At 66.5% G+C, this 23,879-nt stretch carries 20 protein-coding genes; 12 read left to right on the top strand and 8 right to left on the bottom strand.

Translation table 11 applies throughout. The features are described from left to right. Positions 1 to 51: 51 nt before the first annotated feature. Positions 52 to 813, top strand: a complete 762-nt coding sequence (locus tag FZ938_RS29775; RefSeq protein WP_174757136.1) for an SDR family NAD(P)-dependent oxidoreductase — start codon at positions 52 to 54, stop codon at positions 811 to 813. Between the two features lie 32 nt (positions 814 to 845). Further along, the gene (locus FZ938_RS29770) at positions 846 to 1,235 is read left to right on the top strand and encodes an SDR family NAD(P)-dependent oxidoreductase (protein WP_149201784.1); all 390 of its coding nucleotides are present in this window, start codon (positions 846 to 848) and stop codon (positions 1,233 to 1,235) included. On the opposite strand, the gene FZ938_RS29765 is transcribed toward FZ938_RS29770, so the two are convergent. After that, positions 1,215 to 2,141: a LysR family transcriptional regulator gene (locus tag FZ938_RS29765; RefSeq protein ID WP_149201783.1), complete on the bottom strand. Its 927-nt coding sequence runs from the start codon at positions 2,139 to 2,141 to the stop codon at positions 1,215 to 1,217. The genes FZ938_RS29770 and FZ938_RS29765 overlap by 21 nt on opposite strands. Before the next feature lie 113 nt (positions 2,142 to 2,254). Here FZ938_RS29765 and FZ938_RS29760 point away from each other — a divergent pair, with 113 nt between their 5' ends. Beyond that, complete coding sequence (locus tag FZ938_RS29760; RefSeq protein ID WP_149201782.1) at positions 2,255 to 3,691, top strand: MFS transporter; 1,437 nt, start codon at positions 2,255 to 2,257, stop codon at positions 3,689 to 3,691. Here FZ938_RS29760 and FZ938_RS29755 read toward each other — a convergent pair. After that, entirely contained in the window at positions 3,672 to 4,136 is a 465-nt protein-coding gene (locus FZ938_RS29755) for a nuclear transport factor 2 family protein (RefSeq protein WP_149201781.1), read from the bottom strand. The two genes, FZ938_RS29760 and FZ938_RS29755, sit on opposite strands and share 20 nt — an antisense overlap. A gap of 315 nt (positions 4,137 to 4,451) precedes the next feature. Between FZ938_RS29755 and FZ938_RS29750 the strand changes: the two genes are divergently transcribed. Then, positions 4,452 to 5,489: an aliphatic amidase gene (locus FZ938_RS29750; RefSeq protein WP_149201780.1), complete on the top strand. Its 1,038-nt coding sequence runs from the start codon at positions 4,452 to 4,454 to the stop codon at positions 5,487 to 5,489. 75 nt (positions 5,490 to 5,564) lie between these two features. Here the strand turns inward: FZ938_RS29750 and FZ938_RS29745 are convergent, their stop codons facing one another. Both FZ938_RS29745 and FZ938_RS29740 read right to left on the bottom strand, forming a co-directional pair. Then, a complete protein-coding gene (locus FZ938_RS29745; RefSeq protein ID WP_149201779.1) occupies positions 5,565 to 6,503 on the bottom strand; it encodes a response regulator in 939 nt (312 codons plus the stop codon). Next, a complete protein-coding gene (locus FZ938_RS29740) occupies positions 6,472 to 9,924 on the bottom strand; it encodes a hybrid sensor histidine kinase/response regulator (protein WP_246799133.1) in 3,453 nt (1,150 codons plus the stop codon). The genes FZ938_RS29745 and FZ938_RS29740 overlap by 32 nt, the downstream gene beginning before the upstream one ends. A gap of 409 nt (positions 9,925 to 10,333) precedes the next feature. Between FZ938_RS29740 and urtA the strand changes: the two genes are divergently transcribed. From urtA to FZ938_RS29700, 8 genes are all read left to right on the top strand, one after another. Beyond that, positions 10,334 to 11,608, top strand: coding sequence for an urea ABC transporter substrate-binding protein (urtA, locus tag FZ938_RS29735; RefSeq protein WP_149201778.1), 1,275 nt, complete (start codon positions 10,334 to 10,336; stop codon positions 11,606 to 11,608). 180 nt (positions 11,609 to 11,788) lie between these two features. Continuing rightward, entirely contained in the window at positions 11,789 to 12,715 is a 927-nt protein-coding gene (urtB, locus tag FZ938_RS29730) for an urea ABC transporter permease subunit UrtB (protein ID WP_149201777.1), read from the top strand. Positions 12,716 to 12,728: 13 nt separating this feature from the next. Next, a complete protein-coding gene (urtC, locus tag FZ938_RS29725; protein ID WP_149201776.1) occupies positions 12,729 to 13,895 on the top strand; it encodes an urea ABC transporter permease subunit UrtC in 1,167 nt (388 codons plus the stop codon). A 15-nt stretch (positions 13,896 to 13,910) separates the two neighbouring features. Continuing rightward, positions 13,911 to 14,657, top strand: a complete 747-nt coding sequence (gene urtD / locus FZ938_RS29720) for an urea ABC transporter ATP-binding protein UrtD (protein ID WP_149201775.1) — start codon at positions 13,911 to 13,913, stop codon at positions 14,655 to 14,657. Between the two features lie 32 nt (positions 14,658 to 14,689). Continuing rightward, positions 14,690 to 15,379, top strand: coding sequence for an urea ABC transporter ATP-binding subunit UrtE (gene urtE / locus FZ938_RS29715; protein ID WP_149201774.1), 690 nt, complete (start codon positions 14,690 to 14,692; stop codon positions 15,377 to 15,379). Positions 15,380 to 15,433: 54 nt separating this feature from the next. After that, a complete protein-coding gene (gene fmdA, locus FZ938_RS29710; protein WP_149201773.1) occupies positions 15,434 to 16,666 on the top strand; it encodes a formamidase in 1,233 nt (410 codons plus the stop codon). A gap of 24 nt (positions 16,667 to 16,690) precedes the next feature. Continuing rightward, positions 16,691 to 17,041, top strand: coding sequence for an FmdB family zinc ribbon protein (locus FZ938_RS29705; protein WP_149201772.1), 351 nt, complete (start codon positions 16,691 to 16,693; stop codon positions 17,039 to 17,041). 224 nt (positions 17,042 to 17,265) lie between these two features. Beyond that, positions 17,266 to 18,210: a 3-hydroxyacyl-CoA dehydrogenase NAD-binding domain-containing protein gene (locus FZ938_RS29700; RefSeq protein WP_149201771.1), complete on the top strand. Its 945-nt coding sequence runs from the start codon at positions 17,266 to 17,268 to the stop codon at positions 18,208 to 18,210. A gap of 72 nt (positions 18,211 to 18,282) precedes the next feature. On the opposite strand, the gene uxuA is transcribed toward FZ938_RS29700, so the two are convergent. The 4 genes from uxuA to FZ938_RS29680 all read right to left on the bottom strand — a co-directional run bounded on the left by uxuA (position 18,283) and on the right by FZ938_RS29680 (position 23,780). After that, entirely contained in the window at positions 18,283 to 19,473 is a 1,191-nt protein-coding gene (uxuA, locus tag FZ938_RS29695; RefSeq protein WP_149201770.1) for a mannonate dehydratase, read from the bottom strand. Between the two features lie 53 nt (positions 19,474 to 19,526). Beyond that, entirely contained in the window at positions 19,527 to 21,050 is a 1,524-nt protein-coding gene (locus FZ938_RS29690) for a mannitol dehydrogenase family protein (RefSeq protein ID WP_149201769.1), read from the bottom strand. Between the two features lie 160 nt (positions 21,051 to 21,210). After that, positions 21,211 to 22,584, bottom strand: coding sequence for an MFS transporter (locus tag FZ938_RS29685; protein WP_149201768.1), 1,374 nt, complete (start codon positions 22,582 to 22,584; stop codon positions 21,211 to 21,213). A gap of 317 nt (positions 22,585 to 22,901) precedes the next feature. Continuing rightward, the gene (locus tag FZ938_RS29680; RefSeq protein WP_149201767.1) at positions 22,902 to 23,780 is read right to left on the bottom strand and encodes a LysR substrate-binding domain-containing protein; all 879 of its coding nucleotides are present in this window, start codon (positions 23,778 to 23,780) and stop codon (positions 22,902 to 22,904) included. Positions 23,781 to 23,879 lie beyond the last annotated feature (99 nt).

Here is a 23,879-nt window from a genome sequence, read left to right as displayed (position 1 = left end):
GGCATGGACGGCGGGCGCACAAATCGCTCCGCCGAATTTATGGAGACTGTAATGACCAACCTGTCAAACGCCGCAAGCGCTTATGATCTGACCGGCAAGGTGGCGCTGGTGACCGGCGCCCGCCGCGGCATCGGACGCGCCGTGCTCGACCTGCTGCGGGCCCGTGGTGCGCGGATCGTCGCGTCCGACCTGTCCGACGAGGTCCGGTCGCTGGAATCCGCCGACATCGCCACGCTGGTCGGCGACGTGTCCGACGAGGAGCTTGCGCGGCGCTCGGTCGATCTCGCCCGCGAGCGCTTCGGCCGGCTCGACATCGTCGTCTGCAATGCCGGGCGGACCCTGAACAAGCCGCTGAGCGAGACCTCGGTCGAGGAATACGACCGCATCTTCCAGATCAACGCCCGCGGCGCCTTCGTCACCATCCGCGCCGCGGTGGCGCTGATGGAGGAGGGCGGCGGCGGCGCCGTCGTCATCAACTCCTCGCTGTCGGCGATGACGGCCTTCCCGACGCAGGCCGCCTACGCCTCGTCCAAGGCGGCATCGGCGCAGCTGGCCCGTATCGTCGCCGTCGAATACGGCCGCCGGGGCATCCGCTGCAACGTGGTCCTGCCCGGCGTCATCGACACCGACATCATGGAGGGCGTGGTCGAGAACGGCCGAGAGATGCTGCGGAGCTTCGGCGACGCCCACCCGGTCGGGCGCATCGGCCGTCCGGAGGAAGTGGCCGAGGCCATCGCTTTCCTAGCCTCGCCGGCCTCCAGCTTCATCACCGGCGCACAGCTCTTCGTCGACGGCGGCTACACGGCGCAGTGACCGCCGCAATCAACGAACCACAGGAGACCGCCGTGACCATCGACCGGATCGTTCTCATCACCGGCGCGTCCAGCGGCATCGGCGAAGCCACCGCGCGCGTCCTTGCCGAGGCCGGCGCCACCCTGATGCTGGGCGCGCGGCGCACCGACGGCTTGCGGCAGGAAAGCGAAAGGATCCGCACGACCTGCATCTATCCCGGCGTGACCCGCTCCGAACTCGCCGACACCATCACCGACGAAACGGCCGCACGGGCGATGGTGGAGTACCGCCGCAACGCGATCGAGCCGGAAGCAATCGGACGGGCCGTCCTCTTCGCCATCGAACAGCCGCGGGAGGTCGGGGTCAACGAGAGAGATCACCGTCCGCCCGGTAGCCCGACGCTAGGGGCAGGGCAGGCCGATTCACCAGCAACTCATCCCTGACGGGGCTCCGTCGTCCGTCCCCCGGCAGGCTGCGAGCACCTGTCCGCGCAGCCAGCGGTGGGCGGGGTCGGCATCCTGGCGCGGGTGCCACATCTGGGTCACCGTGACGTCCTTCATGGGCACCGGAAGCGGGAAGGTACGAACCCCGGTTATGCCGGAGGCGACCTGCCGCTCCGACACCAGGGCGACGAGGTCCGACGCGCGGACGATCGCCAGGGCGGCCGGGAAGCTCGGCACCACGGCGACCACCTTACGGGAGAGGCCGAGGGCGGCGAGGGCATCATCGACCTGATCCCTCGCCCGGCCGCTGCGCGAGGTGACCACATGGCCGCAGGCGGCATACCGGTCGGCCGTCACCGCCTCCCGCAGCATCAGCGGATGGCCGTCCCGTACGGCGCCGACCAGCCGGTCGCCGATCAGCTTCTGCACCTTCAACTCGGGCGCGGTTTCCGCATGGACGCCGATCTCCAGATCGATGCGTCCATCGCGCAGCGCCTGCGCATCCCGATCCGTCCTCGGCGCGAACCGCAGCAGAACGCCCGGCGCTTCGGCGGTGACCCGGCTGACCAGCCGGGCGGCGAAGACCTCGATGAAGCTCTCGCTGGCGCGCAGGGCGAAGGTGCGTTCCAGCCCGGCAATGTCGATCGCCGCCGCCGGACGCAGCGCCGCGCGCACTTCGTCGGCGAGATCATGCACCCGCGCCCGCAGCTGGATGGCCCGCAGCGTGGGGACCAGCCCGCGTCCGGCCCGGACGAGCAGCGGATCCCCGGTGGCGTCCCGCAGGCGCGCCAATGTGCGGCTCATGGCGGAATCGCTGAGACCGAGCCGCCGGGCGGCATTGACCACGCTGCCTTCCGCAAGCAGCGCGTCGAGCGCGACGAGGAGGTTGAAATCGGGATCGGCCATGGGTCCAAACGTTAACACATGGCGTTCCATGCAGGAATACTCTGCATAAGCTGCGTCTACCGCCATGTTGCGGCGTCGCCATACTGGTCTCCAAGACTTACCGGAGACATGCGATGCCCCAATCCACTGCCGCCCGGCCGGCCGCTTCCCCACCGTCGGAGGGGCTGTCGGGCTTCCGTCGCGTCGCCGCCGTCGCGTCCATCCTGACGGCGATCGTGCTCGTCGTGCTCGATGGCGCCGTCGTCAACATCGCCTTGCCGACCATCGCCGACACGCTGGGCGTCGCGCCAGCCGGGTCCGTCTGGGTCGTCACCGGTTACCAACTTGCGCTCGTGGTCGCGCTGTTGCCGGCGGGTGCCCTCGGCGAGAGCCTCGGATATCGGAAGGTGTTCGCCGGCGGCGTGCTTCTGTTCACCGCCGCTTCGGCCGGCTGTGCCCTGGCGCCGACGCTTCCCTGGCTGGTCGTCGCAAGGCTGATGCAGGGCCTGGGCGGCGCCGCGGTGATGTCGCTCGCCGTCGCCCTGCTGCGTTTCGTTTATCCGCCGCGGCTGCTGGGCGCCGCCATCGGCTGGAACGCCCTGGTCATCGCCCTGTCGTCGGCGGCAGGGCCGACCGTCGGGGCGGCCATCCTCGCCATCGCTCCCTGGCCGTTCCTGTTCGCCGTCAACATCCCGATCGGCGTCATCGTGCTGATGACGGCGCGCGCGTTGCCCGCGGTCGAGGGGGTGAAGCGCCGGATCGATCCCGTCAGCGTCGTCCTCAACGCCGGCTTCTTCGTGGCACTGGTGATGGGAGCCGAGACCTTCGCGTCACGGGTCGGGGCCGGCAGCGCGTTGCTGCTGGTCGCGGCGCTCTGCCTTGCCGGCCTGATCCGGCGGGAACACGGGCAGGAGGCGCCTCTGATCCCCCTCGACCTGCTGCAGGTGCGCTCCTTCCGCCTGTCGGTGGTCGCCTCCGTCCTCTGCTTCACGGGCCAGATGGCGAGCACCGTGGCGCTGCCCTTCTACCTGCAGAACGGGTTGGGGCAGGACGCCTTCACAGCCGGGCTGTTCATGGTGCCGTGGCCGCTTGCGACCGCCGTCGCGGCGCCGGTCGCGGGGCGGCTTTCCGATCGCCTGGCGACCGGCTGGCTGTGCGCCGCCGGCGGCCTGCTGCTCGCCGCCGGACTCGCCCTGTCGGCATTCTGGCCGCTCCAGCGCGACCCGCTGCCCCTGCTGGCCTTCATGGTGATCAGCGGCTTCGGTTTCGGCCTGTTCCAGACGCCCAACAACCGCAACATGCTGCTCACGGTGCCCAAGGCGCGCAGCGGCGCGGCCGGAGGGATGCAGGGCACCGCAAGGCTGGTCGGGCAGACCGCCGGTGCGGTGACCATGACGCTGCTCTTTTCCCTGGTTTCCAGCCCGGTGGACGCGCCCCGGATCGGGCTTGCCGTGGCGGCCGTCCTCACCCTGGCCGGCGGCGTCGCAAGCCTGCTCCGCGTGCCGGCGGACGTTGGAACGGCCCAGCCGCCTCTATCGGCAAATGTCGGCGTCAGAAGCCGAAATGGCTGAGACCGGGATGATCGTCGGGCCGGCGACCGAGCGGCCAATGGAACTTGCGCTCCGTCTCCGCGATCGGGTGTTCGTTGATGCTGGCGTGCCGGGCGCGCATCAGCCCGTCCTCGGCGAATTCCCAGTTCTCGTTGCCGTAGGCGCGGAACCACTGGCCGCTGTCGTCGTGATACTCATAGGCGTAGCGCACCGCGATACGGTTCCCCGCGAAGGCCCAGAGTTCCTTGATCAGCCGGTAGCCCAGCTCCTTGTTCCACTTCCGGGTCAGGAAGGCCTGGATTTCGGCGCGGCCGGTCACGAACTCGGCGCGGTTCCGCCACCGGCTGTCCTCGGTGTAGGCGAGAGCGACCTTCGCCGGATCGCGGCTGTTCCAGCCGTCCTCGGCGAGCCGGACTTTCTCGATGGCGGATGCTTCGGTGAAGGGGGGAAGCGGCGGACGGGACATGGCAGGTTCCTTGACGGTGGATGAGGAGAGGGCAGGAAATGGGTTGAGCGATCCCGTGGATGGGATGGTTCGCCATCGCCAGATTGCTGCATCCGCATGGCGGCGGGAATGACCGGCCTTGGCATTTCATTATTGCGTTGGATGAAATGATCCGCCCTGCCGATCGGCCATACGGGGAATCGCGTATTCCGGTGGATCGGCCGCTCCCCGATGATCGGTGACGACGAAGACGCGTGCCAAAACAATGCGGAAGCCGGTCGTTCCTCCTGCTTTCCTCACGCGCCGCCCCATGTCCCGTCACGCAGGGAGACCGAGATGATTCACGGCGATATCACCAGCAGCAACGACACCGTCGGCGTCGCCGTCGTCAATTACAAGATGCCGCGCCTGCACACCAAGGCGGAGGTGCTGGAGAATGCGCAGAAGATCGCCGATATGCTGATCGGCATGAAGACGGGTCTGCCCGGCCTCGACCTTGTGATCTTCCCCGAATATTCGACCCATGGAATCATGTATGATTCCAAGGAGATGTACGAAACCGCCGCCACCGTCCCCGGCGACGAAACGGCGATCTTCGCCGCCGCCTGCCGCAAGGCGAAGGTGTGGGGGGTGTTCTCGCTGACCGGCGAACGGCATGAGGAGCATCCGCACAAGGCGCCGTACAACACGCTGATCCTGATGAACGATCAGGGCGAGATCGTACAGAAATACCGCAAAATCATGCCCTGGGTGCCGATCGAGGGCTGGTATCCCGGCGACTGCACCTATGTGTCGGAAGGGCCGAAGGGGCTGAAGATCAGCCTGATCATCTGCGACGACGGCAATTATCCCGAGATCTGGCGCGATTGCGCCATGAAAGGGGCGGAACTGGTCGTGCGCTGCCAGGGCTACATGTATCCGGCCAAGGATCAGCAGGTGCTGATGGCCAAGGCGATGGCCTGGGCCAACAATGTCTATGTCGCCGTGGCGAACGCCGCCGGGTTCGACGGCGTCTATTCCTATTTCGGCCATTCCGCCATCGTCGGCTTCGACGGCCGCACGCTGGGCGAATGCGGAGAGGAGGAGTACGGCATCCAGTACGCCCAGCTGTCCAAGACGCTGATCCGCGACTTCCGTAAGAACGGCCAGTCGGAGAACCACCTCTTCAAGCTCGTCCACCGCGGCTACACCGGCATGATCGCCAGCCTTGACGGGGTGAAGGGCGAAGCGGCCTGTCCCTACGACTTCTATCGCCAATGGGTCAATGATCCGGAGGGTACGCGGGCCATGGTGGAGGCCTTCACCCGGCCGACGGTCGGCACGCCGGAATGTCCGATCGATGGCATCCCGACGACCGAGCTTCCCCGGAATTGACCGTCTGCGGCGGGGGAGGGGCTGTTCCTCTCCCGCGTCCGTTCGGATCATGCCGCACGGTGATCCTGATCCTGTCTACCGGCCGTTCAGCGCGCGCACCGCCATCGCGGCCGCTGCCGCCCGGTTCTCGACGCCGAGCTTCGAATAGATCTGCTCCAGATGCTTGTCGACCGTGCGTGGGCTGAGGCCGAGGATTTCGGCGATGTCGCGGTTGGGCTTGCCGTTGGCGACCCACATCAGCACCTCGGCTTCCCGTGGTGTCAGGGACAGCTTGTCCTTCAATTGTCTGTCCTCGCCGGCACCCGATTCCTCCGCCAGTTGCAGCAGGATCTCGTCGGGGCCGGTCTGCCCGACCGGGCTGAGGCGCAGGCGGCGGCCGTCGGCAAGGGTGGCGATCACCACGCTGTCCGGCTTGCGTGTGGCGCCGCCGGCCTGACGCTCCACCAGCCAGCGCCGCGCCTCCTCCGGCAGGGACACCCCGCTTCCCGTGTCATCGCCGAAGGCCGCCTCCAGCATGCGGGTGGTCTGCGGCGTGCACCACAGAACCTCGCCCTTGTGGTTGGCGGCCAGCAGGGTGCGGCCGGTGACGTCCAGCGCCGCCCGCGTGCTCTGCGCCACGCGGGCGTTGGCGAGATGGGCGTACATGCGGGCGATCAGCGTTTCCGCGACGATGGGCTTGGTGACGTAATCCACCCCGCCGGCGGCGAAGCCCTTCAGGATATGTTCGGTTTCCGTCAGGCCGGTCATGAAGATGACCGGCACATGCGCGACCTGGCTGTTGCGCTTCAGCTGGCGGCAGGTCTCGAAGCCGTCCAGTCCCGGCATGATGGCGTCCATCAGGATGACGTCGGGCGTCACCTGCTCCAGCAGCGCCAGCGCCTTGCGGCCGTCCAGCGCCACCAGCACGGTCACCCCGGCCTCTTCCAGCGCGTCGGTCAGGAAGCTGAGGGCTTCGGGCGAATCGTCGACGACGAGGACGACGTCACGCGGTCGGGCTGCGGATTTCATCGTCATGGCCCGATTCGTCATAGCTGGCTTCATCATGGCTGTCATCGCGGTAAACCGCCTCCAGCGCGGCCATATACTGGTTCAGGTCGTAATTGCTGACGAGCGCGCGCATGCGGCCGACGAAACGATCCAGCTCCGGATGGGCGGCGGCGATCTCAGCCAGCTTGGCCTGCATGCCGCGGACATAGCCGATGCGGCCGAGATGGATCAGCTCGGCGATGTGGTGCCGCGGCGGCAGTTCCGACGCGGTGAAGACCGGCGGGCCGTCGTCGGTGCCGGCGGGCGTCTCGTATTCCCACTCGATGCCGCGCAGCCGGCCGATACAGGCCAGCAGCTTCGGGATCGACACAGGCTTGGCGACGAAGCCGTCATGCGGCTGGCCGGGAACGGGGGCGGAGCGGTCCTCCCGCGTGTCGGCCGACACCAGGATGATGGTGGTGTCGCCGTGGCCGGTGGCGCGCAGGTGCCTGGCCACCTCCAGCCCGTTCATGCCGGGCATGGAGATGTCGAGCAGCAGGATGTCGGGCCGGTGCAGTTCCGCCAGGGCGAGGCAGCTCTGGCCGTCGGTCGCCTTGAACACGGCGAAGCCAAGCTCGGCCAGCAGATCGCCCAGCAGGTTGCGGTGGGCGAGGTCGTCGTCGGTGACCAGCACGGTCATACGCGGCCCGCGATAGCCGCGGATCGGATGGTCGGGCTGGGCGGCGGCGGTGGACAGCATCGCTGCCGACATCATCAGCCGCACCCGGAACAGGCTGCCCTTGCCGGGCGTGCTGGTCACGGTGATCTCGCCGCCCATCACCTCGGTCAGCAGCTTGGTGATGGTCAGGCCAAGGCCCATGCCGGGCACCAACGGATTGGCGGCCGACCCGCGTTCGAAGGGTTCGAAGATGCGGTCGAGATCGCCGGCGGCGATGCCGGGGCCGGTGTCCTCCACCTCGAACTCGGCGATCTGGCTGCGGTGGCGCACGCGCAGGCAGACGGTGCCGCTGTCGGTGAATTTGATGGCGTTGGACAGCAGGTTGATCAGGATCTGGCGGATACGGCCTTCGTCGGTGAAGACGACCGGCGGCAGGTCCTCCGGCGCCTCGAAGCGGAAAGCGATGCCCTTGCCGGCCGCCTGCAGGCGGAACATGCCGACCAGCTGGTCGAGCAGCTCGCCGAACCGCACTTCGCCCCGGTTCAGCTGCAGCCGGCCGCTTTCGATCTTCGACACGTCGAGCAGCCCGTCGAGCAGGCCGGAAAGATGCTCCGCGCTGCGCCGGATGACGCGGACGGCGTCGATGCGGTGCGGCGGCATGGCGGGATCGCGCTCCAGCATCTGCGAATAGCCGAAGATGGCGCTCAAGGGCGTGCGGAACTCGTGGCCGATGCCGACCAGATAGCGGCTCTTGGCGAGGTTCGCCGCCTCCGACGCCTCCTTCGCCTTCTGAAGCTGGGCGTCGGTGCGTTCGTGCGCCTCGATCTCCTGCATCAGCAAATCGGTCTGCCTGCGCGTCTCCTCCTGCGCCACCTTGCGGCTTTCGCGGGCCAGCACGAACAGCCAGGTGGCGACGCCGGCGACGATCATCAGGATGAAGAAGACCTTCCACAGCGTGCTGCGGATCAGCGCCTGCGCCTCGGCATTGACCGAGGCGACCTCGACATAGACCAGCGACAGCACGGCGCCGACCGCCAGCCCCAGCATCAGCAGCACCGCCAGATAATGGCCGAACCGCGCCTTCAGTGCCGTCGCGGCCTTCGCCGGCAGGACGGCGTCGAGCGCGTGGCGCAGCTGCACGCCGAGCCGGGCGTCGCGCTTGCAGCCGTCGCCGCAGCGGGCGTCCAGCGAACAGCAGAGCGAGCAGATCGCCCCGGCATAGACCGGGCAGAAGGCCATGTCGTCCGGTTCGAAGGCATGCTGGCAGATGCGGCAGCGGATCGCTTCCTCGCCGTTCCAGCTGTCGAAGGGGCGGCGGGCGATGTAGTAGTGGCCGCGGGTCGCCCAGGCGATCGCGGGCGCCGCGGCGAAGGCGGTGGCGAAGGCGAGGAAGGGCGCGCAGACCTTCAGCGTCGGCCCCAGCGCCCCCAGGAAGGCCAGCATCGACAGCACCGTCGCCAGCAGCATGGCGCCGACGCCGACGGGGTTGATGTCATAGAGGTGGGCGCGCTTGAACTCGACATGGCGCGGGCTGAGGCCGAGAGGCTTGTTCACCACCAGATCGGCGACCAGCGCGCCGATCCACGAGGCGGCGACACTGGAATAGAGCCCCAGCACCGGCTCCAGCGTCTTGTAGATGCCCAGTTCCATCAGCATCAGGCCGATGACGACGTTGAACACCACCCACACCACCCGGCCGGGATGGCTGTGGGTCAGGCGCGAGAAGAAGTTCGACCAGGCGATGGAGCCGGCATAGGTGTTGGTGACGTTGATCTTCAGCTGCGACAGCACGACGAACAGGCCGGTCAGGCCCAACGCCAGCTGCGGCGACGGCGTCACATACTGGAAGGCGACCAGATACATCCGCGTCGGCTCCGCCGCCAGCTCCAGCGGAACGGCGTTCTGCAGCGCCAGCACCACCAGGAAGGAGCCCAGCAGAAGCTTGATCGTGCCGATGACGATCCAGCCCGGCCCGGCCGCCACCAGCGCCGCCCACCAGCCCAGCTTTTTGCGGCCCGTCGCGCCGGGGTCGTAGGGCAGGAAGCGGATGAAATCGACCTGCTCGCCGATCTGCGCCAGCAGCGAGAACACCACCGATGCCGCCGCACCGAACAGCATCAGGTCGAAGCCGCCGTCACCCGTCTCCGCTGCCCGGCCGGAGAAGCGGGTCCAGGCGGTGAAGGCGTCGCTGTCCTGGATGGCGATGAACAGGAAGGGCAGGGTGTGCAGGGCCAGCCACAAGGGCTGCGTCCACAGCTGGATGCGGCTGATGACGGTGAAGCCGTAGGCGACCAACGGGATCACCAGAAGCGAGCTGACGACATAGCCGGCGGCCAGCGGCAGGCCGAACACCATCTCCAGCGCCGTTGCCATGATCGCCGCTTCGATGGCGAAGAAGATGAAGGTGAAGGAGGCGTAGATCAACGAGGTGATGGTGGAGCCGATATAGCCGAAGCCGGCGCCGCGGGTCAGCAGATCCATGTCCACGCCGTATTTGCTGGCGTAGTAGCTGATGGGAAGCGCGCTGGCGAAGATCAGGATGGCGCCGGCCAGGATGGCGAACAGCGCGTTGGTGAAGCCGTAATTCAGCGTGATCGCCCCGCCTATGGCCTCCAGCGCCAGGAAGGAGATCGAACCGAGTGCCGTGTTGGCAACGCGCGTCGGCGACCAGCGCCGTGCCTTGCGCGCGGTGAAGCGCAGCGCGTAATCCTCCAGCGTCTGGTTGGCGACCCACCTGTTGTAGGTCCGCCGCACCGCGACCACCCTCTGGCGCCCCGCCATCGGCCCCATTCGCCCTCCTGAAAATCAGCTGGTGTTACGTACAGTCCGTAAATTCCGTTTCTGTGACGCTTCCATAGTAAAGCCCATTCCTTCGTCAGTCTGTCAGGAATAAATCCGTCGAACAACAAAGCCAAAGGACTGGTGTTGTCTGCGAGAGAACACGCGTGTTCAACTCGCTCTCGGGTAGTTGCGAGTGGTGAGCCGAATCCAGACTGCCGTAAGTTTATAGCGATTTGCGCTCCGGCACCCCTATACGCAAATCCACGTATTGCTGCGCCGCACCGTTCGGCCAACCATCGGGTCGTCCAGTCGCGGATCGCTCCGCCAACTCCCCCCAAAAATACCGCCTTTCAAAAAGGCCGCGTCCGGATCGCGGACGGCTTTTGCAAGGCGACAATGGCCAACATCAGGAGGTTTCATGTCCTCTGACAAGATGGATGCGGACAAGACCATCGGCGGCGTTCCGTCGCCGCTCCGCCGCAAGCTCCTCCTTGGCATGGCGGCTTTGCCGGCCGTGGCGCTGCTGCCGCGCGGCGCGCTGGCCCAGGCGCTGCCGACCGACGCCGTCAACACCACGAAGCTGGCGGTCACCGACGGCACGGTGAAGGTCGGCATCCTGCATTCCACCACCGGCACCATGGCGATCTCCGAAACCGGATCGGTGCAGGCCGAAAAGCTGGCCATCGCCCAGATCAACGAAATGGGCGGGGTGCTGGGCCGCAAGATCGAGGTTATCCAGGAGGACGGCGCCAGCGACTGGCCGACCTTCGCCGAGAAGGCGCGAAAGCTGCTGGTCGAGGACAAGGTGGCGGCGGTGTTCGGCTGCTGGACCTCGGCCTCGCGCAAGGCGGTTCTGCCGGTGTTCGAGCAGTATAACGGCATGCTCTATTATCCGACCTTCTATGAGGGGCTGGAGCAGTCGAAGAACGTCATCTACACCGGACAGGAAGCGACGCAGCAGATCCTGGCCGGTCTGGACTGGGTGTCGAATGAGAAGAAGGCCAAGACCTTCTTCCTGATCGGCTCCGATTACATCTGGCCGCGCACCTCCAACAAGATCGCCCGCAAGCACATCGAGATGCACGGGCAGAAGGTGGTCGGCGAGGAGTATTTCCCGCTGGGCCACACCCAGTTCAATTCGGTCATCAACAAGATCAAGTTGACCAAGCCGGACGTGATCTACGCCTCGGTCGTCGGCGGGTCGAACGTCGCCTTCTACAAGCAGCTGAAGGCCGCCGGCATCGACCTGAACAAGCAGACGCTGATGACCATCTCCGTCACCGAGGACGAGATGCTGGGCATCGGCGGCGAGAACATCGCCGGCGCCTATGCCTGCATGAAGTATTTCCAGTCGCTGAAGAACCCGAACAACGAGAAGTTCGTCGCCGCCTTCAAGAAGATGTGGGGCGGGGAAAGCGTCATCGGCGACGTGACCCAGGCCGCCTATCTCGGCCCCTGGCTGTGGAAGCTGACGGCGGAGAAGGCCAAGAGCTTCGACATCGACAAGATCGCCGCCGCCTCCCCCGGCATCGAGTTCACCGGCGCGCCGGAAGGCTATGTCCGTATCCACGAGAACCATCACCTGTGGAGCAAGACCCGCGTCGGCCGCGCCCGCACCGACGGGCAGTTCGACATGGTCTATGAGACGGCGGACCTGATCGAGCCGAACCCGTTCCCGAAGGGCTACCAGTAAGGGGTGGAGCTAACGCCGCGTCGGTAGGCATTGCCCCCTCCCTAACCCTCCCCCGCTCTCGCGGGAGAGGGGACTGCCGCCGCTCTCGCGCTTACTCCCTCTCCCGCGAGAGCGGGGGAGGGTCGGGGAGGGGGCATCCGCTTCCGCACTCCGCCGCATCACCGCACAGGAGTACCCATCATGTTCGAGGGCTACAGCCTGGCCGAGCTCGGGTCGATCTTTGCCATGCAGGGATTCGCCGGTCTCATCCTGTTTTCCGTTTTCGTGCTGATGGCGCTTGGCCTCGCCATCATCTTCGGGCAGATGGGCGTCATCAACATGGCGCACGGGGAATTCATGATCCTCGGCGCCTATGTGACCTATCTCTGCTCGAATTTCATTTCCAGTTACGCGCCGGCGCTTTTCCCGGCTTATTTCTTCATCGCCATGGCGCTGGCCTTCGTCGCCAGCGGGGCGCTGGGCATGCTGGTGGAATGGGGGATGATCCGCTTCCTCTACCGCCGTCCGCTCGACACGCTGCTGGCGACCTGGGGGTTGAGCCTGATCCTGCAGCAGGTCTTCCGCTCCGTCTTCGGCGCCCGCGAGGTCGGCGTGGTGCTGCCCGACTGGCTGATGGGGTCGGTCGCCGTCACCGACACCATCGAGGTGCCGATCAACGGCCTGTTCGTCATGGGCCTGACCATCGCCATCACCGTCGTGATCTACGCCGTGATGTTCCGCTCGCGCTGGGGCCAGGGCGTGCGGGCGGTGATGCAGAACCGGGTGATGGCCGGCGCCGTCGGCATCAACACCGAGAAGGTCGACCGCTACACCTTCGGGCTCGGATGCGGCATCGCCGGGGTGGCCGGCAGTGCCTTCACCATGGTGGGCTCCACCGGCCCGACATCGGGCCAGCTCTACATCGTCGACACTTTCCTGGTGGTGGTGTTCGGCGGCGCCCAGAGCCTGATCGGCACCATCGCGTCCGCCTTCACCATCAGCCAGGCGCAGTCGACGATGGAGTTCTTCCTCAGCGGCTCGACCGCCAAGGTCCTGACCCTGCTGACCGTCGTCGTGATCCTGATGCTGCGCCCGCAGGGCCTGTTCGTCCTCAAAGTCCGCCGCTGAGGAGACAATCACCATGACGCGCACCCCTCAAAGCAACCTTTTCGGGCGCAGTTTCTGGCGCATCGACGGCGACATCGCGGGCATCCTGCTGCTGGCCGCCTTGCTGGTGATCGTCCTGCCGCTCGGCCTCGACATCTTCCGGCTGAACATGGTCGGCAAGTACCTGACCTACGCCTTCGTGGCGCTCGGCCTCGTGCTGTGCTGGGGCAGCGCCGGCATCCTGTCGCTGGGGCAGGGCATCTTCTTCGGCATCGGCGGCTATTGCATGGCGATGTTCCTGAAGCTGGAGGCCTCCAGCCCGGAAGCGACCAAGATCCAGTCCACGCCGGGCATCCCCGATTTCATGGACTGGAACCAGCTGAAGGCGCTGCCCTGGTTCTGGGAGCCGTTCCACAGCCTGTCCTTCTCCATCGTCGCGGTGGTGGCGGTTCCGGCGCTGCTGGCCTTCATCGTCGGGCTGGCGATGTTCAAGCGGCGGGTCGGCGGCGTCTATTTCGCCATCATCACCCAGGCCTTCGCCGCCATCCTGACCATCCTGATCGTCGGCCAGCAGGGCTACACCGGCGGCATCAACGGCATCACCGACCTGCGAACGCTGAAGGGCTGGGACATCCGCACCGACGACGCGAAGCTGGTGCTCTACTTCGTCAACGCGGCGCTGCTGATCGGCTGCCTGTTGCTGTGCCTCTACGTCCGCCGCTCCAAGCTGGGCCGCATCCTGGTGGCGCTGCGCGACAAGGAGGACCGGGTCCGTTTCTCCGGATATGACGTCGCCAACTTCAAGATCTTCGTCTTCTGCTTCGCCGCGGCGCTGTCGGCGGTGGGCGGGGCGATGTTCACGCTGCAGGTCGGCTTCATGTCGCCGTCCTTCGTCGGCATCGTGCCGTCGATCGAGATGGTCATCTACTGCGCGGTCGGCGGGCGGCTGTCGCTGCTGGGCGCGGTGTACGGCACGCTGCTGGTCAACTGGGCCAAGACGATGCTGTCGGAAAGCTTTCCGGAGCTGTGGCTGTTCGCCATGGGCGCGCTGTTCATCGGCGTGGTGATGGTGTTCCCCAACGGGCTGGCCGGCCTCTACCAGCAATTCATCGCCCCGCATCTGCGCCGGCTGACCGCCCGCCGATCGGGCGGAGCCGCCGCCGGCGCGCCGATCATCCCGCCCCACACCGCCGCCGACTGAGGAGGGACGGATCCCATGGCAAACCCCACCGATTACCTGCTGGCGGTCGAAGGGCTGACCGTGTCCTTTGACGGGTTCAAGGCGGTCAACGACCTGTCCTTCTACGTCGACAGCAATGAGATCCACGTCATCATCGGCCCGAACGGTGCCGGCAAGACCACGGTGCTCGACCTTATCTGCGGGCGGACCAAGGCGTCCGGCGGCTCCATCAAGTTCCGCAACCGGGAACTGACGGCAATGAAGGAGCATCAGATCGTCAAGGCCGGCGTCGGGCGCAAGTTCCAGAACCCGTCGATCTACGACGACCTGACGGTGTTCGAGAATCTGGAGATCTCCTACCCGCGTGGCCGCACGGTGTTCGGCGCGCTCGCCTTCAAGCGCGATGCCGCGGTGCGCGAGCGGGTGGCGGAGATCGCCGAGATGATCTTCCTGGCCGACCATCTCGACCAGCGCGCCGAGTATCTCAGCCACGGCCAGAAGCAATGGCTGGAGATCGGCATGCTGCTGATCCAGGACCCCGAACTGCTGATGCTGGACGAGCCGGTGGCCGGCATGAGCGTCAACGAACGCAAGAAGACCGCCGAACTGCTGAACCGCATCATCCGGAACCGCTCGGTGCTGGTGATCGAGCACGACATGAAGTTCGTCGAGGACATCGCCCACCGCGTCACCGTGCTGCACCAGGGGAAGATCCTGTCGGAAGGCAGCATGGAGCGGGTGAAGACCGATCCCAAGGTCGTCGAAGTCTATCTGGGCCATTGATTTATTTGGGCCATTGAGCGGGGGATCAACAGATGCTGTCCGTCAATCAACTCCGTGTGTCCTACGGCGAGAGCGAGGTCCTGCACGGGCTGGACTTCACGGTGGCGCCCAACGAGATCGTCGCCATCATGGGCCGTAACGGCATGGGCAAGACGACGCTGATGAAGTCGCTGATGGGGATCGTGCCGGCGCGCTCCGGCGCCATCCGCATCGGCGACAGCGAGATCACCGGCCTGAAAAGCTACGAGCGGGTGGCGAAGGGCGTCGCCTATGTGCCGCAGGGCCGCATGATCTTCCCGACCATGACGGTGCAGGAGAACATAGAGACCGGCTTGAGCGTGCATGGCGGGCGCAGCGTTCCCGGCGATCTCTACGAGCTGTTCCCGGTGCTGCTGGAGATGAAGGGCCGGCGCGGCGGCAACCTGTCGGGCGGCCAGCAGCAGCAACTCGCCATCGCCCGCGCGCTGGCGACCAAGCCCAAGGTTCTGCTGCTGGACGAGCCGACCGAAGGCATCCAGCCGTCGATCATCCGTGAGATGGCCCGCACGCTCCGCCGCATCCGCGACGAGAAGGGGCTGAGCATCATCGTATCGGAACAGGTGCTGAGCTTCGCGCTCGACATCGCCGACCGGGTTCTGGTGATCGAGAACGGCGAGATCGTCCACGAGGACAGCCGCGGCGCCATCGACGAGGCCAAGGTCGCCCGGCTGCTGTCTGTGTGATGCGCCGCTACTCCCACTCCCTTGAAATCAGTCCACAAAAAGGAAGAGCAACCCATGGCTGACACCCTGATCAAGGTCGATCTGTCACAGACTCCCTATGAAAACGACATGATCCACAACCGCTGGCACCCGGACATCCCGATGGCGGTGACGGTGAAGCCGGGCGATGATTTCATCCTGGAATGCTACGACTGGACCGGCGGCCAGATCAAAAACGACGACGATGCCGCCGACGTGCGCGATGTCGATCTCAGCCAGGTGCATTTCCTCAGTGGCCCGGTCGGGGTCGAAGGGGCGGAGCCGGGCGACCTGCTGGTCGTCGACCTGCTCGACATCGGCGCTTTCCCGCAGCAGCAATGGGGCTTCAACGGATTCTTTTCCAAGCAGAATGGCGGCGGCTTCCTGACGGAGCATTTTCCGCTGGCCCAGAAATCCATCTGGGACTTCGAAGGCATGTTCACCAAGTCGCGCCATATCCCTGGCGTGCGTTTTGCCGGGCTGATCCACCCCGGCTTGATCGGCTGCCTGCCGTCGCACGACCTGCTGGCCAAGTGGAACAAGCGCGAGCAGGCGCTGATCGACACCAACCCGACCCGCGTGCCCGGCCTCGCCAACCCGCCCTACGCGCCGACCGCCCATATGGGCCGGCTGAAGGGCGACGCGCGCGACAAGGCGGCGGCGGAAGGCGCCCGCACCGTGCCGCCGCGTGAACATGGCGGCAACTGCGACATCAAGGATTTGTCGCGCGGCTCGCGCATCTATTTCCCGGTCTATGTGAAGGGCGCAGGCCTGTCGATGGGCGACCTGCATTTCAGCCAGGGCGACGGCGAGATCACCTTCTGCGGCGCCATCGAAATGGCGGGCTGGGCGCATCTGAAGGTGAACCTGATCAAGGACGGCATGGCGAAATACGGCATCAAGAACCCGATCTTCAAGCCCAGCCCCATCGTCCCGACCTACAACGACTATCTGATCTTCGAGGGCATCTCGGTCGACGAGGCGGGCGAGCAGCATTATCTGGATGTCCATGTCGCCTATCGCCAAGCCTGCCTGAACGCCATCGAATATCTGAAGAAGTTTGGCTATTCCGGCGCCCAGGCCTATTCGATCCTCGGCACGGCACCGGTGCAGGGCCACATCAGCGGCGTCGTCGACGTGCCCAACGCTTGCGCCACCCTGTTCCTGCCGACGCAGATCTTCGACTTCGACATCAGCCCGAACGCCGACGGGCCGACGAAGTTCATCAGCGGCGACATCGACATGCCCATCGCACCGGACCGCGTGTAACCGCCAGGGGAAGGAGGCCACGCCATGCCGATGTACGACTATGAATGCCCGACCTGCGGCGACTTCACCGAAATGCGGCCGATGGCGGAAAGCAGCCTGCCGCAACCCTGTCCCTGGTGCGAGACTCCGTCGCGGCGGGTGATCCGCATGGCGCCGGCCTTCTCCACCCTGTCGGCAGCAACCCGGACGGCGCATTCCACCAACGAACGCAGCGCCGACCGGCCGAAACTGCTGTCGGAGGTCGGACCGGTGCACAAGCACGGCCCCGGCTGCGGGTGTGGCGGCGGCGGCGGCAAGAAGGAGCGATCGGTGCTGCGGACCGCGGACGGTGCGAAGGGCTTCCCCACCGCAAGGCCGTGGATGATCAGCCACTGACGTATCCGGGCGGCGAGGCCGAAGCGCGCCGGTCGAAAAGACGGCCATGAAGAACGGGTTGGAACCGGGCGACGCTCCCACACGGCGTCGCCCGGTTCCAGCCCGTTCTTTCTCCTGCATGCTTTTGCTGTATGATGCATCTTAATGATGCAGGGGATGGGCGAAGTCCAACTCCGGCCGCACCGCGTTTCCATATCCGACATCACCGCGCAGGAGAGTTCCCAATGCCGTCATCCCCGCCGCCGATCTCGTCCGTTGCTGTTCTTGGCTGCGGGCTGATCGGGCAGAGTTGGTCGGCGCTGTTTCTGGCCCATGGGCTGGATGTGGTCGCCTGGGATCCCGACGGCGGCGTGCTGGCCGCCCTGCCGGAACGCGTGGAGCCGTTGCTCGGGCAATTGCGGGCGCTCGGGGCCACGGCGGACCGGCCGGGCCGCCTGTCCGTCGCGTCATCGGTCGCCGAGGCTGTCCGGGGCACCGCGTGGATTCAGGAGAACGCGCCCGAGAAGGCCGCCATCAAGCATGCGCTCTATGCGGAGGTGGAGGCTGCGGCTGCGCCCGACGCGGTGATCGCCAGCAGCACCTCTTCACTGACCTGGACCGATCTGGCGGCGGGCGTGGCGCGGCGTGACCGTTTCATCACGGCCCACCCCTTCAATCCGCCGCATCTGATGCCGCTGGTCGAACTGTTCGCCGGCGATGCGGAGACGCTGGGCCGGGCCGAGACCTTCTACCGCAGCGTCGGCCGCGTGACGGTGACGTTGAAGAAGGATGCGGTGGGTCACATCGCCAACCGTCTGGCCTCCGCCCTGTGGCGCGAGGCGGTGAACATCGTCGCGGAGGGCATCGCCGATGTCGCCGAGGTCGATGCCGCGCTCGTGCATGGTCCCGGCCTGCGCTGGTCGGTGATCGGCGCCCACATGGCCTATCACCTGGGCGGCGGGCCCGGCGGCATCGCCCATTACCTCGACCATCTGGGGCCGAGCCAGGAACGGCGCTGGGCGACTCTCGGCACCCCGAGCCTGACGCCCGAAGTCTGCCGGCTGCTGGTCGACGGCATCGCGCGGGAAGCCGCCGGCCGCTCCGTAGCCACGCTGGAGGCCGAGCGCGACCGCGGGCTGATGCTGGCTCTGGCCGCCCGGCGGAAGGCCGGGGAGGGAGAGGGCGCATGACTGCGGAGACGACCATCCGCGCCCGGATGGCGGGGCCCCTCGCCCCGCACTGGAGAGGGGCCCCGCCACCGGTCACGCCACCCGCTTTTCGCGGAAGGCTTCGATGGTGCGCATGACGCCGCGCAGTTCGGCCAGACCCTTCAAACGCCCGACGAAGGAATAGCCGGGGTTCATCGTCTGGCCGATATCATCGCCCAGCAGATGGCCGTGGTCGGGGCGCATCGGGATTTGGGCGTCGGCACGGCCGATCTCCTTGCGGCGGGCCTCCTCGTCGATCATCGCCGCAGCCACGCCGATCAGGTCCGTGTCGCCGCCGAGATGGTCGGCCTCGTAGAAGGAGCCGTCGGGCTCGTGCGTGGTGTTGCGCAGATGGACGAAATGGATGCGCGGGGCGAACTCCTTCGCCATCGCCACCAGATCGTTCTTCGGGTTGGACCCGAAGGAGCCCGTGCACAGGGTCAGGCCACAGGCCTCCTGCGGCACGGCGTCGAACAGCGCCCGGACATCCTCCGCGGTGGACATGACGCGCGGCAACCCGAAGATGGGGAAGGACGGGTCGTCGGGGTGGATGCACAGCCGCACCCCTTCCTCTTCCGCGACCGGCGTGATCTCGCGCAGGAACTCGATCAGGTTGGCGCGCAGATCCTCCACGCCGATCTCCTGATACAGCTCCAGCATGCCGCGGAAGCTGTCGCGGTCATAGGCGAAGTCGCGGGCCGGCAGCCAGTCGATCAGGTTGCGTTCCAGTTCGGCGACCTGCTCGATCGTCATCGCCTCGAACCGCGCCTTGGCGGCGGCGATGTGCGCGGGGTCGTAGCTGGCCTCCGCATTGCGGCGCTTGAGCACGAACAGGTCATAGGCGGCAAAATCGACGCTGTCGTAGCGCAGGGCATAGCCGCCGTTCGGCAGCCGGTGCATCAGGTTGGTCCGGCTCCAGTCGGTGATGACCATGAAGTTGTAGCAGATCACCGGGATGCCGGCGCGGGCCACATTGCGGATCGACTGCTTGTAATTGTCGATCTTGGTGCGGAAGTCGCCGGTGCGGGTCTTGATCTCCTCGCCGACGCCGATGCTTTCCACCACCGCCCAGGTCAGGCCGGCAGCTTCGATCATGGCACGGCGCTTCTGGATTTCTTCAGGCGTCCAGACGCTGCCCTGATTCATGTGGTGCAGCGCCGTGACGATGCCGGTCGCACCGGCCTGACGGGCCTTTTCCAGAGTGACGGGATCGTCCGGGCCGAACCAGCGCCAGGTTTCCTGCATGATGGGGTCCTTTCAAATTCGGGTGCGTTGGCGGGGTTGATGGCCGCCGAAAGTCATGAGGCGGCGAGGAAGGCGGCCAGCGTCTTGGCGACGCCGACGCTCATCAGGCTGTCGAGATGCCGGACGACCGCAGTGCGGAAGGCGGCTTCCGCCACCAGTTCCGGTGCGAAGATGTCCTCGATGGCGAACAGGGCGGCCGCCAGAGCGCTGGCATCGCTGCGGTGGGCGCGGGCAATGCCGGTCAGGGCCGCTGCAAGCGGGTCGGCGACGGTGTAGGCGGAGCCGGCTTCGTCCTGTTCCAGCAGGAAGCGCATCCAGGCGGCGACGGCCAGCGGGATCACTGCCGGAACCTTGCCGGCGGCGAACAGCTCGCGCGCCGGCTCCAGCAGGCGCGGCGGCAGCTTCTGCGAGCCGTCCGACGAGATCTGGATCGTGCGGTGGCGGATGCCGGGGTTGCGGAAGCGCGCTTCCAGCGCCGCGGTATAGGCGGGGATGTCGGTTCCCGGCACCGGCGGCAGCGTGGGGATGAGGTCGCATTCCCACAGACGGCGCATGACGGCCGGCAACTGCGGGTCGGCCATGGCGTCGGCGATGGTCTCGATCCCGGCGATCACCGACAGGTAGGCCAGCAGCGAATGGGCACCGTTCAGGCAGCGCAGTTTCATCAGCTCGAACGGATGGACGTCCTCGACCAGGATGGCGCCGGCCTTTTCCCAAGCCGGGCGGCCGAGCGGAAAGCGGTCCTCGATCACCCACTGCTTGAACGGCTCGCTCACCACCGGCCATGCATCGCCGCAGCCGGTGGCTTCCTCCACCGTGACGCGGTCGGCGTCCTGGGTGGCGGGGGTGATGCGGTCGACCATCGTGCAGGGGAAGCTGACCTGCCCGGCGATGTAGGCGGCAAGCTCCGGATCGCACAACTCGGCATAGCGCACGACGATGCCGCGTACCTTGATGCCGTTCTGGGCGAGGTTGTCGCAGACCAGCACGGTGAAGGGTGGCACCCCGGCGGCGCGGCGGCGGCGGATCGCTTCTGCCAGCAGGCCGGGGACGCTGCGCGGGTTGGCGGGGTCGGCAAGGTCGGCGCGGACCAGCGGATGCGCCTCGTCCAGCGAACCGGTGGCGGCGTCCTGGCAATAGCCCTTTTCCGTGACCGTCAGCGTGACGATCCGGATTTCCGGCTTCGCCATCAGGGCCAGCACGTCGTCCAGCTGGTCGTCGGTCGCCAGCGCGTCGAGGAAGGAGCCGACGATGCGCAGCCGGTCGCGGTTCTCCTCGCGCACCAGCAGGGTGTAGAGGCAATCCTGCGGCTTCAGCGCGTCGCGGATCGCGGGGGAAAGCGGATCGACGCCGACGATGCCCCAGTTCCGGTCGCCGGTCGCCAGCACGTCATCGGTGTAGGTGGCGAGATGGGCGCGGCAGAAGGCGCCGAGGCCGATATGAACGATGCCCGGCGTCACCGCGGCGCGGTCGTAGGCGGGACGCCCGATGGCCGGGGCCAGGCGGTCGAGGCTGTCTGTGGATAGGCGGGTTCGTGAAGGACGGGCCGCCAGCAGGGCGGTGTTCGCGTCGGGCATGATGGGCTCCGGTTCGCTGCGGTCGCTGCGGTCTCCCTGTCCGCTGCCTCAAGGGGGCAGTGCGGGTGGCCGGTGCACCGTCATTCGGTAAGACTGTTGGTCGCTGGTGAGGACTCCGGGGCGGGGCGCCCCGGAGTGGTGAGGCGGAGTTCAGGCGAGGTCAGACTTCGATCCCAGCCGGGGTCTTGCCCGATCCGGTCTTCGGCAGGATCAGATGCATGATCGCCAGACCGACGAGGTAGAGCACCGACGCGATGCCGAACAGCACCTGATAGTTGCCGTTGGTGGCGTCCAGCAGGCGGCCGACGCCCATCGACACGAACATGCCGACGAAATAGGCGCAGAAGCCGCCGATGCCGACCACCGATCCCACCGCGTTGCGCGGCATGGTGTCGGACACGATGGTGTAGACATTGGCCGAATAGCCCTGGTGGGCGGAGGCGGCGATGCCGATCAGCAGAACGGCCAGCCACATGTTGGACACGGTCGAGGCGAAGAACACCGGCAGCACGCACAGGCCGCAGACTAGAAAGGTCAGCTTGCGGGCGCGCAGGGGCTTCACGCCGCGCTTGATCAGGTGGGAGGAGAACCAGCCGCCGCCGATGCTGCCGAAATCGGCCATGGTGTAGATGATGATCAGCGGCAGCATCGCCCCGAACAGGTTGACGCCATACTGCTTATTCAGGAAGCCGGGAACCCAGTTCAGGTAGAACCACCAGACGGGAGCCGAGAAGCAGGTGCCGGCGATGTTCGCCCAGGTGCCGCGATAGGTCAGCAGCTTGATCCAGGGAATGTTCTCCTGCGGCTCGACGGGATCGCTGCGGATATAGGCCAGTTCTTCGGCCGTCAGCTTCGGATGCTCCTCCGGCTTGCGGTAGATCAGCAGCCAGGCGATGACCCAGAAGAAGCCGATGCCGCCGGTGACCAGGAAGGCCGCCTGCCAGCCATAGAGGGCGAGCAGGATCGGCACCAGGATCGGCGCCACGACCGCGCCGACGTTGGAGCCGGCGTTGAAGATGCCGGTGGCGAGCGCCCGTTCCTTGGCCGGGAACCACTCCGACACCGCCTTGATCGAGGCCGGGAAATTGCCGCCTTCGGTCAGACCGAGGCCGGCGCGCGCCACCTTGAAGCCAAGGACGCTGCCCATCAGGGCATGGATGCAGGCGAAGAAGCTCCAGCCGGCGACGGCCGCCGGCAGGCCGATGCGGATGCCGACCTTGTCCATCAGCCGGCCGCAGCCGACATAGCCGAAGGCGTAGGCCAGCGAGAAGGCGGCGACGATGTCGCCATAGTCGGACTCGGTCCAGCCCATGTCGCCCATCAGCGTGGACTTCAGCAGGCCCAGCACCTGCCGGTCCATATAGTTGATGGTGGTCGAGAAGAAGAGCAGGCCGCAGATGGTCCAGCGGTAGCGGCCGATGGTCTTGCTTACCGTGACCGCCGCTTTGCCCGCCGCGTTGCCGAAGCCGCCGGCCTTACGGGCCGGTTCCGCCGACTGGCCGGGTGGGGCGTCGGCAATAAACTGTTCGCTCATGATTGGCATCTCCAGCCAGGACGCACGCCGCCGCCGGTCACTGCGCAGGATCTGCGCACCGGATTCGGTCCATCGAATGCCTTGGCCCAATGTTCGGGCGCACCGATGGCCGGGCGCGGGAATTGGTTATCCAGGATTCCCGCGGCACCACCGGGCGGCGGGCGCACGTTTCAGCACTGTTTCCTGGAGCAGTCCGGCCATCGTCGGGAGCGGTGCCGCTTCGGGACCGTTCGTGGCGTTGCATACTACCATTCCAGTTGCTGGTATGGTAGTTGCGCAGCCGGTTGACGGTCAACCGTGGCGTCTGCGGCATTTCGTCAGGTAAGGTCCCGCACGCCATCCGTGACGATGTCGATCAGCCTTTCCGCCACAGGATCGAGCGTCGCATCCTTCCGGTAGATCGCGAGGCTTATCGAGGGAAGCGGAGGTAGGCCGTTGGTCCCTTCCTCCAACACGCGGACGCCGGACGACAGGCCGATCGACGTTCGGAGGGTGAGTCCCAGCCCTGCTTCGACGCCGGCCCATAATCCTGAAAGGCTGGGGCTTGTCAGCGTGATGCGCCATGCCCGGCCGGCACGGTCGAGCGCAGCAGTGCCGACGCTCCGGAACCAGCAGCCGTCATCAAAGGATACCAGCGGCAGCGCTCCGTCCTCGGATGTTGGTATCGCCATGCCGGTGCCGGGCGCGATCCAGCGGACGGGAAGAGTGGCGATATCCGTCTTGAACGGCGCCGCCGATCCGTTGTCCCAGGCGAGGGCGAAGTCCAGCTGTCCCCGCGCCACCCGGTCGAGCAGGTCGTTGTTGCGGCCTAGGCGCGCCTCGATACGGACCTTGGGATGCGCGCGGGCAAAGCGGCCGAGCGCCGCCGGCAACAGCTTTTCCGCAAAATCCTCCTGCATGCCGACCCGCAGCCACCCTTCCGACGTCATGCCGTGAAGAGCGGTGACCGCCTCGTCATTGAGGTCGAGCAGGCGCCGGGCGTAGGCGAGCATGGTTTCCCCCGCCTCGGTCAGCGCAAGGCCCCGACCCGCCTTGCGGAAAATCGCCATGCCGGCCTGTTCCTCGAGCTTCCTGATCTGTGCGCTCACCGCCGAAGTCGAGCGGCCCAGCCGGTCCGCGGCCTTGGCAAAACTGCCGAGGTCCATGCCGGTGACGAAGCTGCGCAGCACGTCGAGATCGAAGATCACTTTGCTCACGGCCAACAATCCTGATTTTCGGGATCGAATGTATAGATAATCCTGATTATCAGAATGATTGTGACGCGGTATCAGCAAGGAGGCAAGCACAAGCGACAT

Source organism: Azospirillum oryzae (genome assembly GCF_008364795.1).
Taxonomy (GTDB): Bacteria; Pseudomonadota; Alphaproteobacteria; order Azospirillales; family Azospirillaceae; genus Azospirillum; species Azospirillum oryzae.
The sequence above is the reverse complement of the archived record's forward strand: the minus strand, read 5'-3'. Positions and strand labels throughout refer to the sequence as shown.

Bases quoted from the DNA above. Each gene is read 5' to 3' on its own strand.
- FZ938_RS29745 (WP_149201779.1), bottom strand. From the start codon at position 6,503: ATGACGATGAAATCCGCAGCCCGACCGCGTGACGTCGTCCTCGTCGTC.
- urtE (WP_149201774.1), top strand. From the start codon at position 14,690: ATGCTGTCCGTCAATCAACTCCGTGTGTCCTACGGCGAGAGCGAGGTC.
- urtC (WP_149201776.1), top strand. From the start codon at position 12,729: ATGACGCGCACCCCTCAAAGCAACCTTTTCGGGCGCAGTTTCTGGCGC.
- FZ938_RS29775 (WP_174757136.1), top strand. From the start codon at position 52: ATGACCAACCTGTCAAACGCCGCAAGCGCTTATGATCTGACCGGCAAG.
- FZ938_RS29690 (WP_149201769.1), bottom strand. From the start codon at position 21,050: ATGCCCGACGCGAACACCGCCCTGCTGGCGGCCCGTCCTTCACGAACC.
- FZ938_RS29760 (WP_149201782.1), top strand. From the start codon at position 2,255: ATGCCCCAATCCACTGCCGCCCGGCCGGCCGCTTCCCCACCGTCGGAG.
- uxuA (WP_149201770.1), bottom strand. From the start codon at position 19,473: ATGCAGGAAACCTGGCGCTGGTTCGGCCCGGACGATCCCGTCACTCTG.
- FZ938_RS29705 (WP_149201772.1), top strand. From the start codon at position 16,691: ATGCCGATGTACGACTATGAATGCCCGACCTGCGGCGACTTCACCGAA.
- urtB (WP_149201777.1), top strand. From the start codon at position 11,789: ATGTTCGAGGGCTACAGCCTGGCCGAGCTCGGGTCGATCTTTGCCATG.
- FZ938_RS29685 (WP_149201768.1), bottom strand. From the start codon at position 22,584: ATGAGCGAACAGTTTATTGCCGACGCCCCACCCGGCCAGTCGGCGGAA.
- urtA (WP_149201778.1), top strand. From the start codon at position 10,334: ATGTCCTCTGACAAGATGGATGCGGACAAGACCATCGGCGGCGTTCCG.
- FZ938_RS29740 (WP_246799133.1), bottom strand. From the start codon at position 9,924: ATGGGGCCGATGGCGGGGCGCCAGAGGGTGGTCGCGGTGCGGCGGACC.
- FZ938_RS29755 (WP_149201781.1), bottom strand. From the start codon at position 4,136: ATGTCCCGTCCGCCGCTTCCCCCCTTCACCGAAGCATCCGCCATCGAG.
- FZ938_RS29750 (WP_149201780.1), top strand. From the start codon at position 4,452: ATGATTCACGGCGATATCACCAGCAGCAACGACACCGTCGGCGTCGCC.
- FZ938_RS29765 (WP_149201783.1), bottom strand. From the start codon at position 2,141: ATGGCCGATCCCGATTTCAACCTCCTCGTCGCGCTCGACGCGCTGCTT.
- FZ938_RS29700 (WP_149201771.1), top strand. From the start codon at position 17,266: ATGCCGTCATCCCCGCCGCCGATCTCGTCCGTTGCTGTTCTTGGCTGC.
- urtD (WP_149201775.1), top strand. From the start codon at position 13,911: ATGGCAAACCCCACCGATTACCTGCTGGCGGTCGAAGGGCTGACCGTG.
- fmdA (WP_149201773.1), top strand. From the start codon at position 15,434: ATGGCTGACACCCTGATCAAGGTCGATCTGTCACAGACTCCCTATGAA.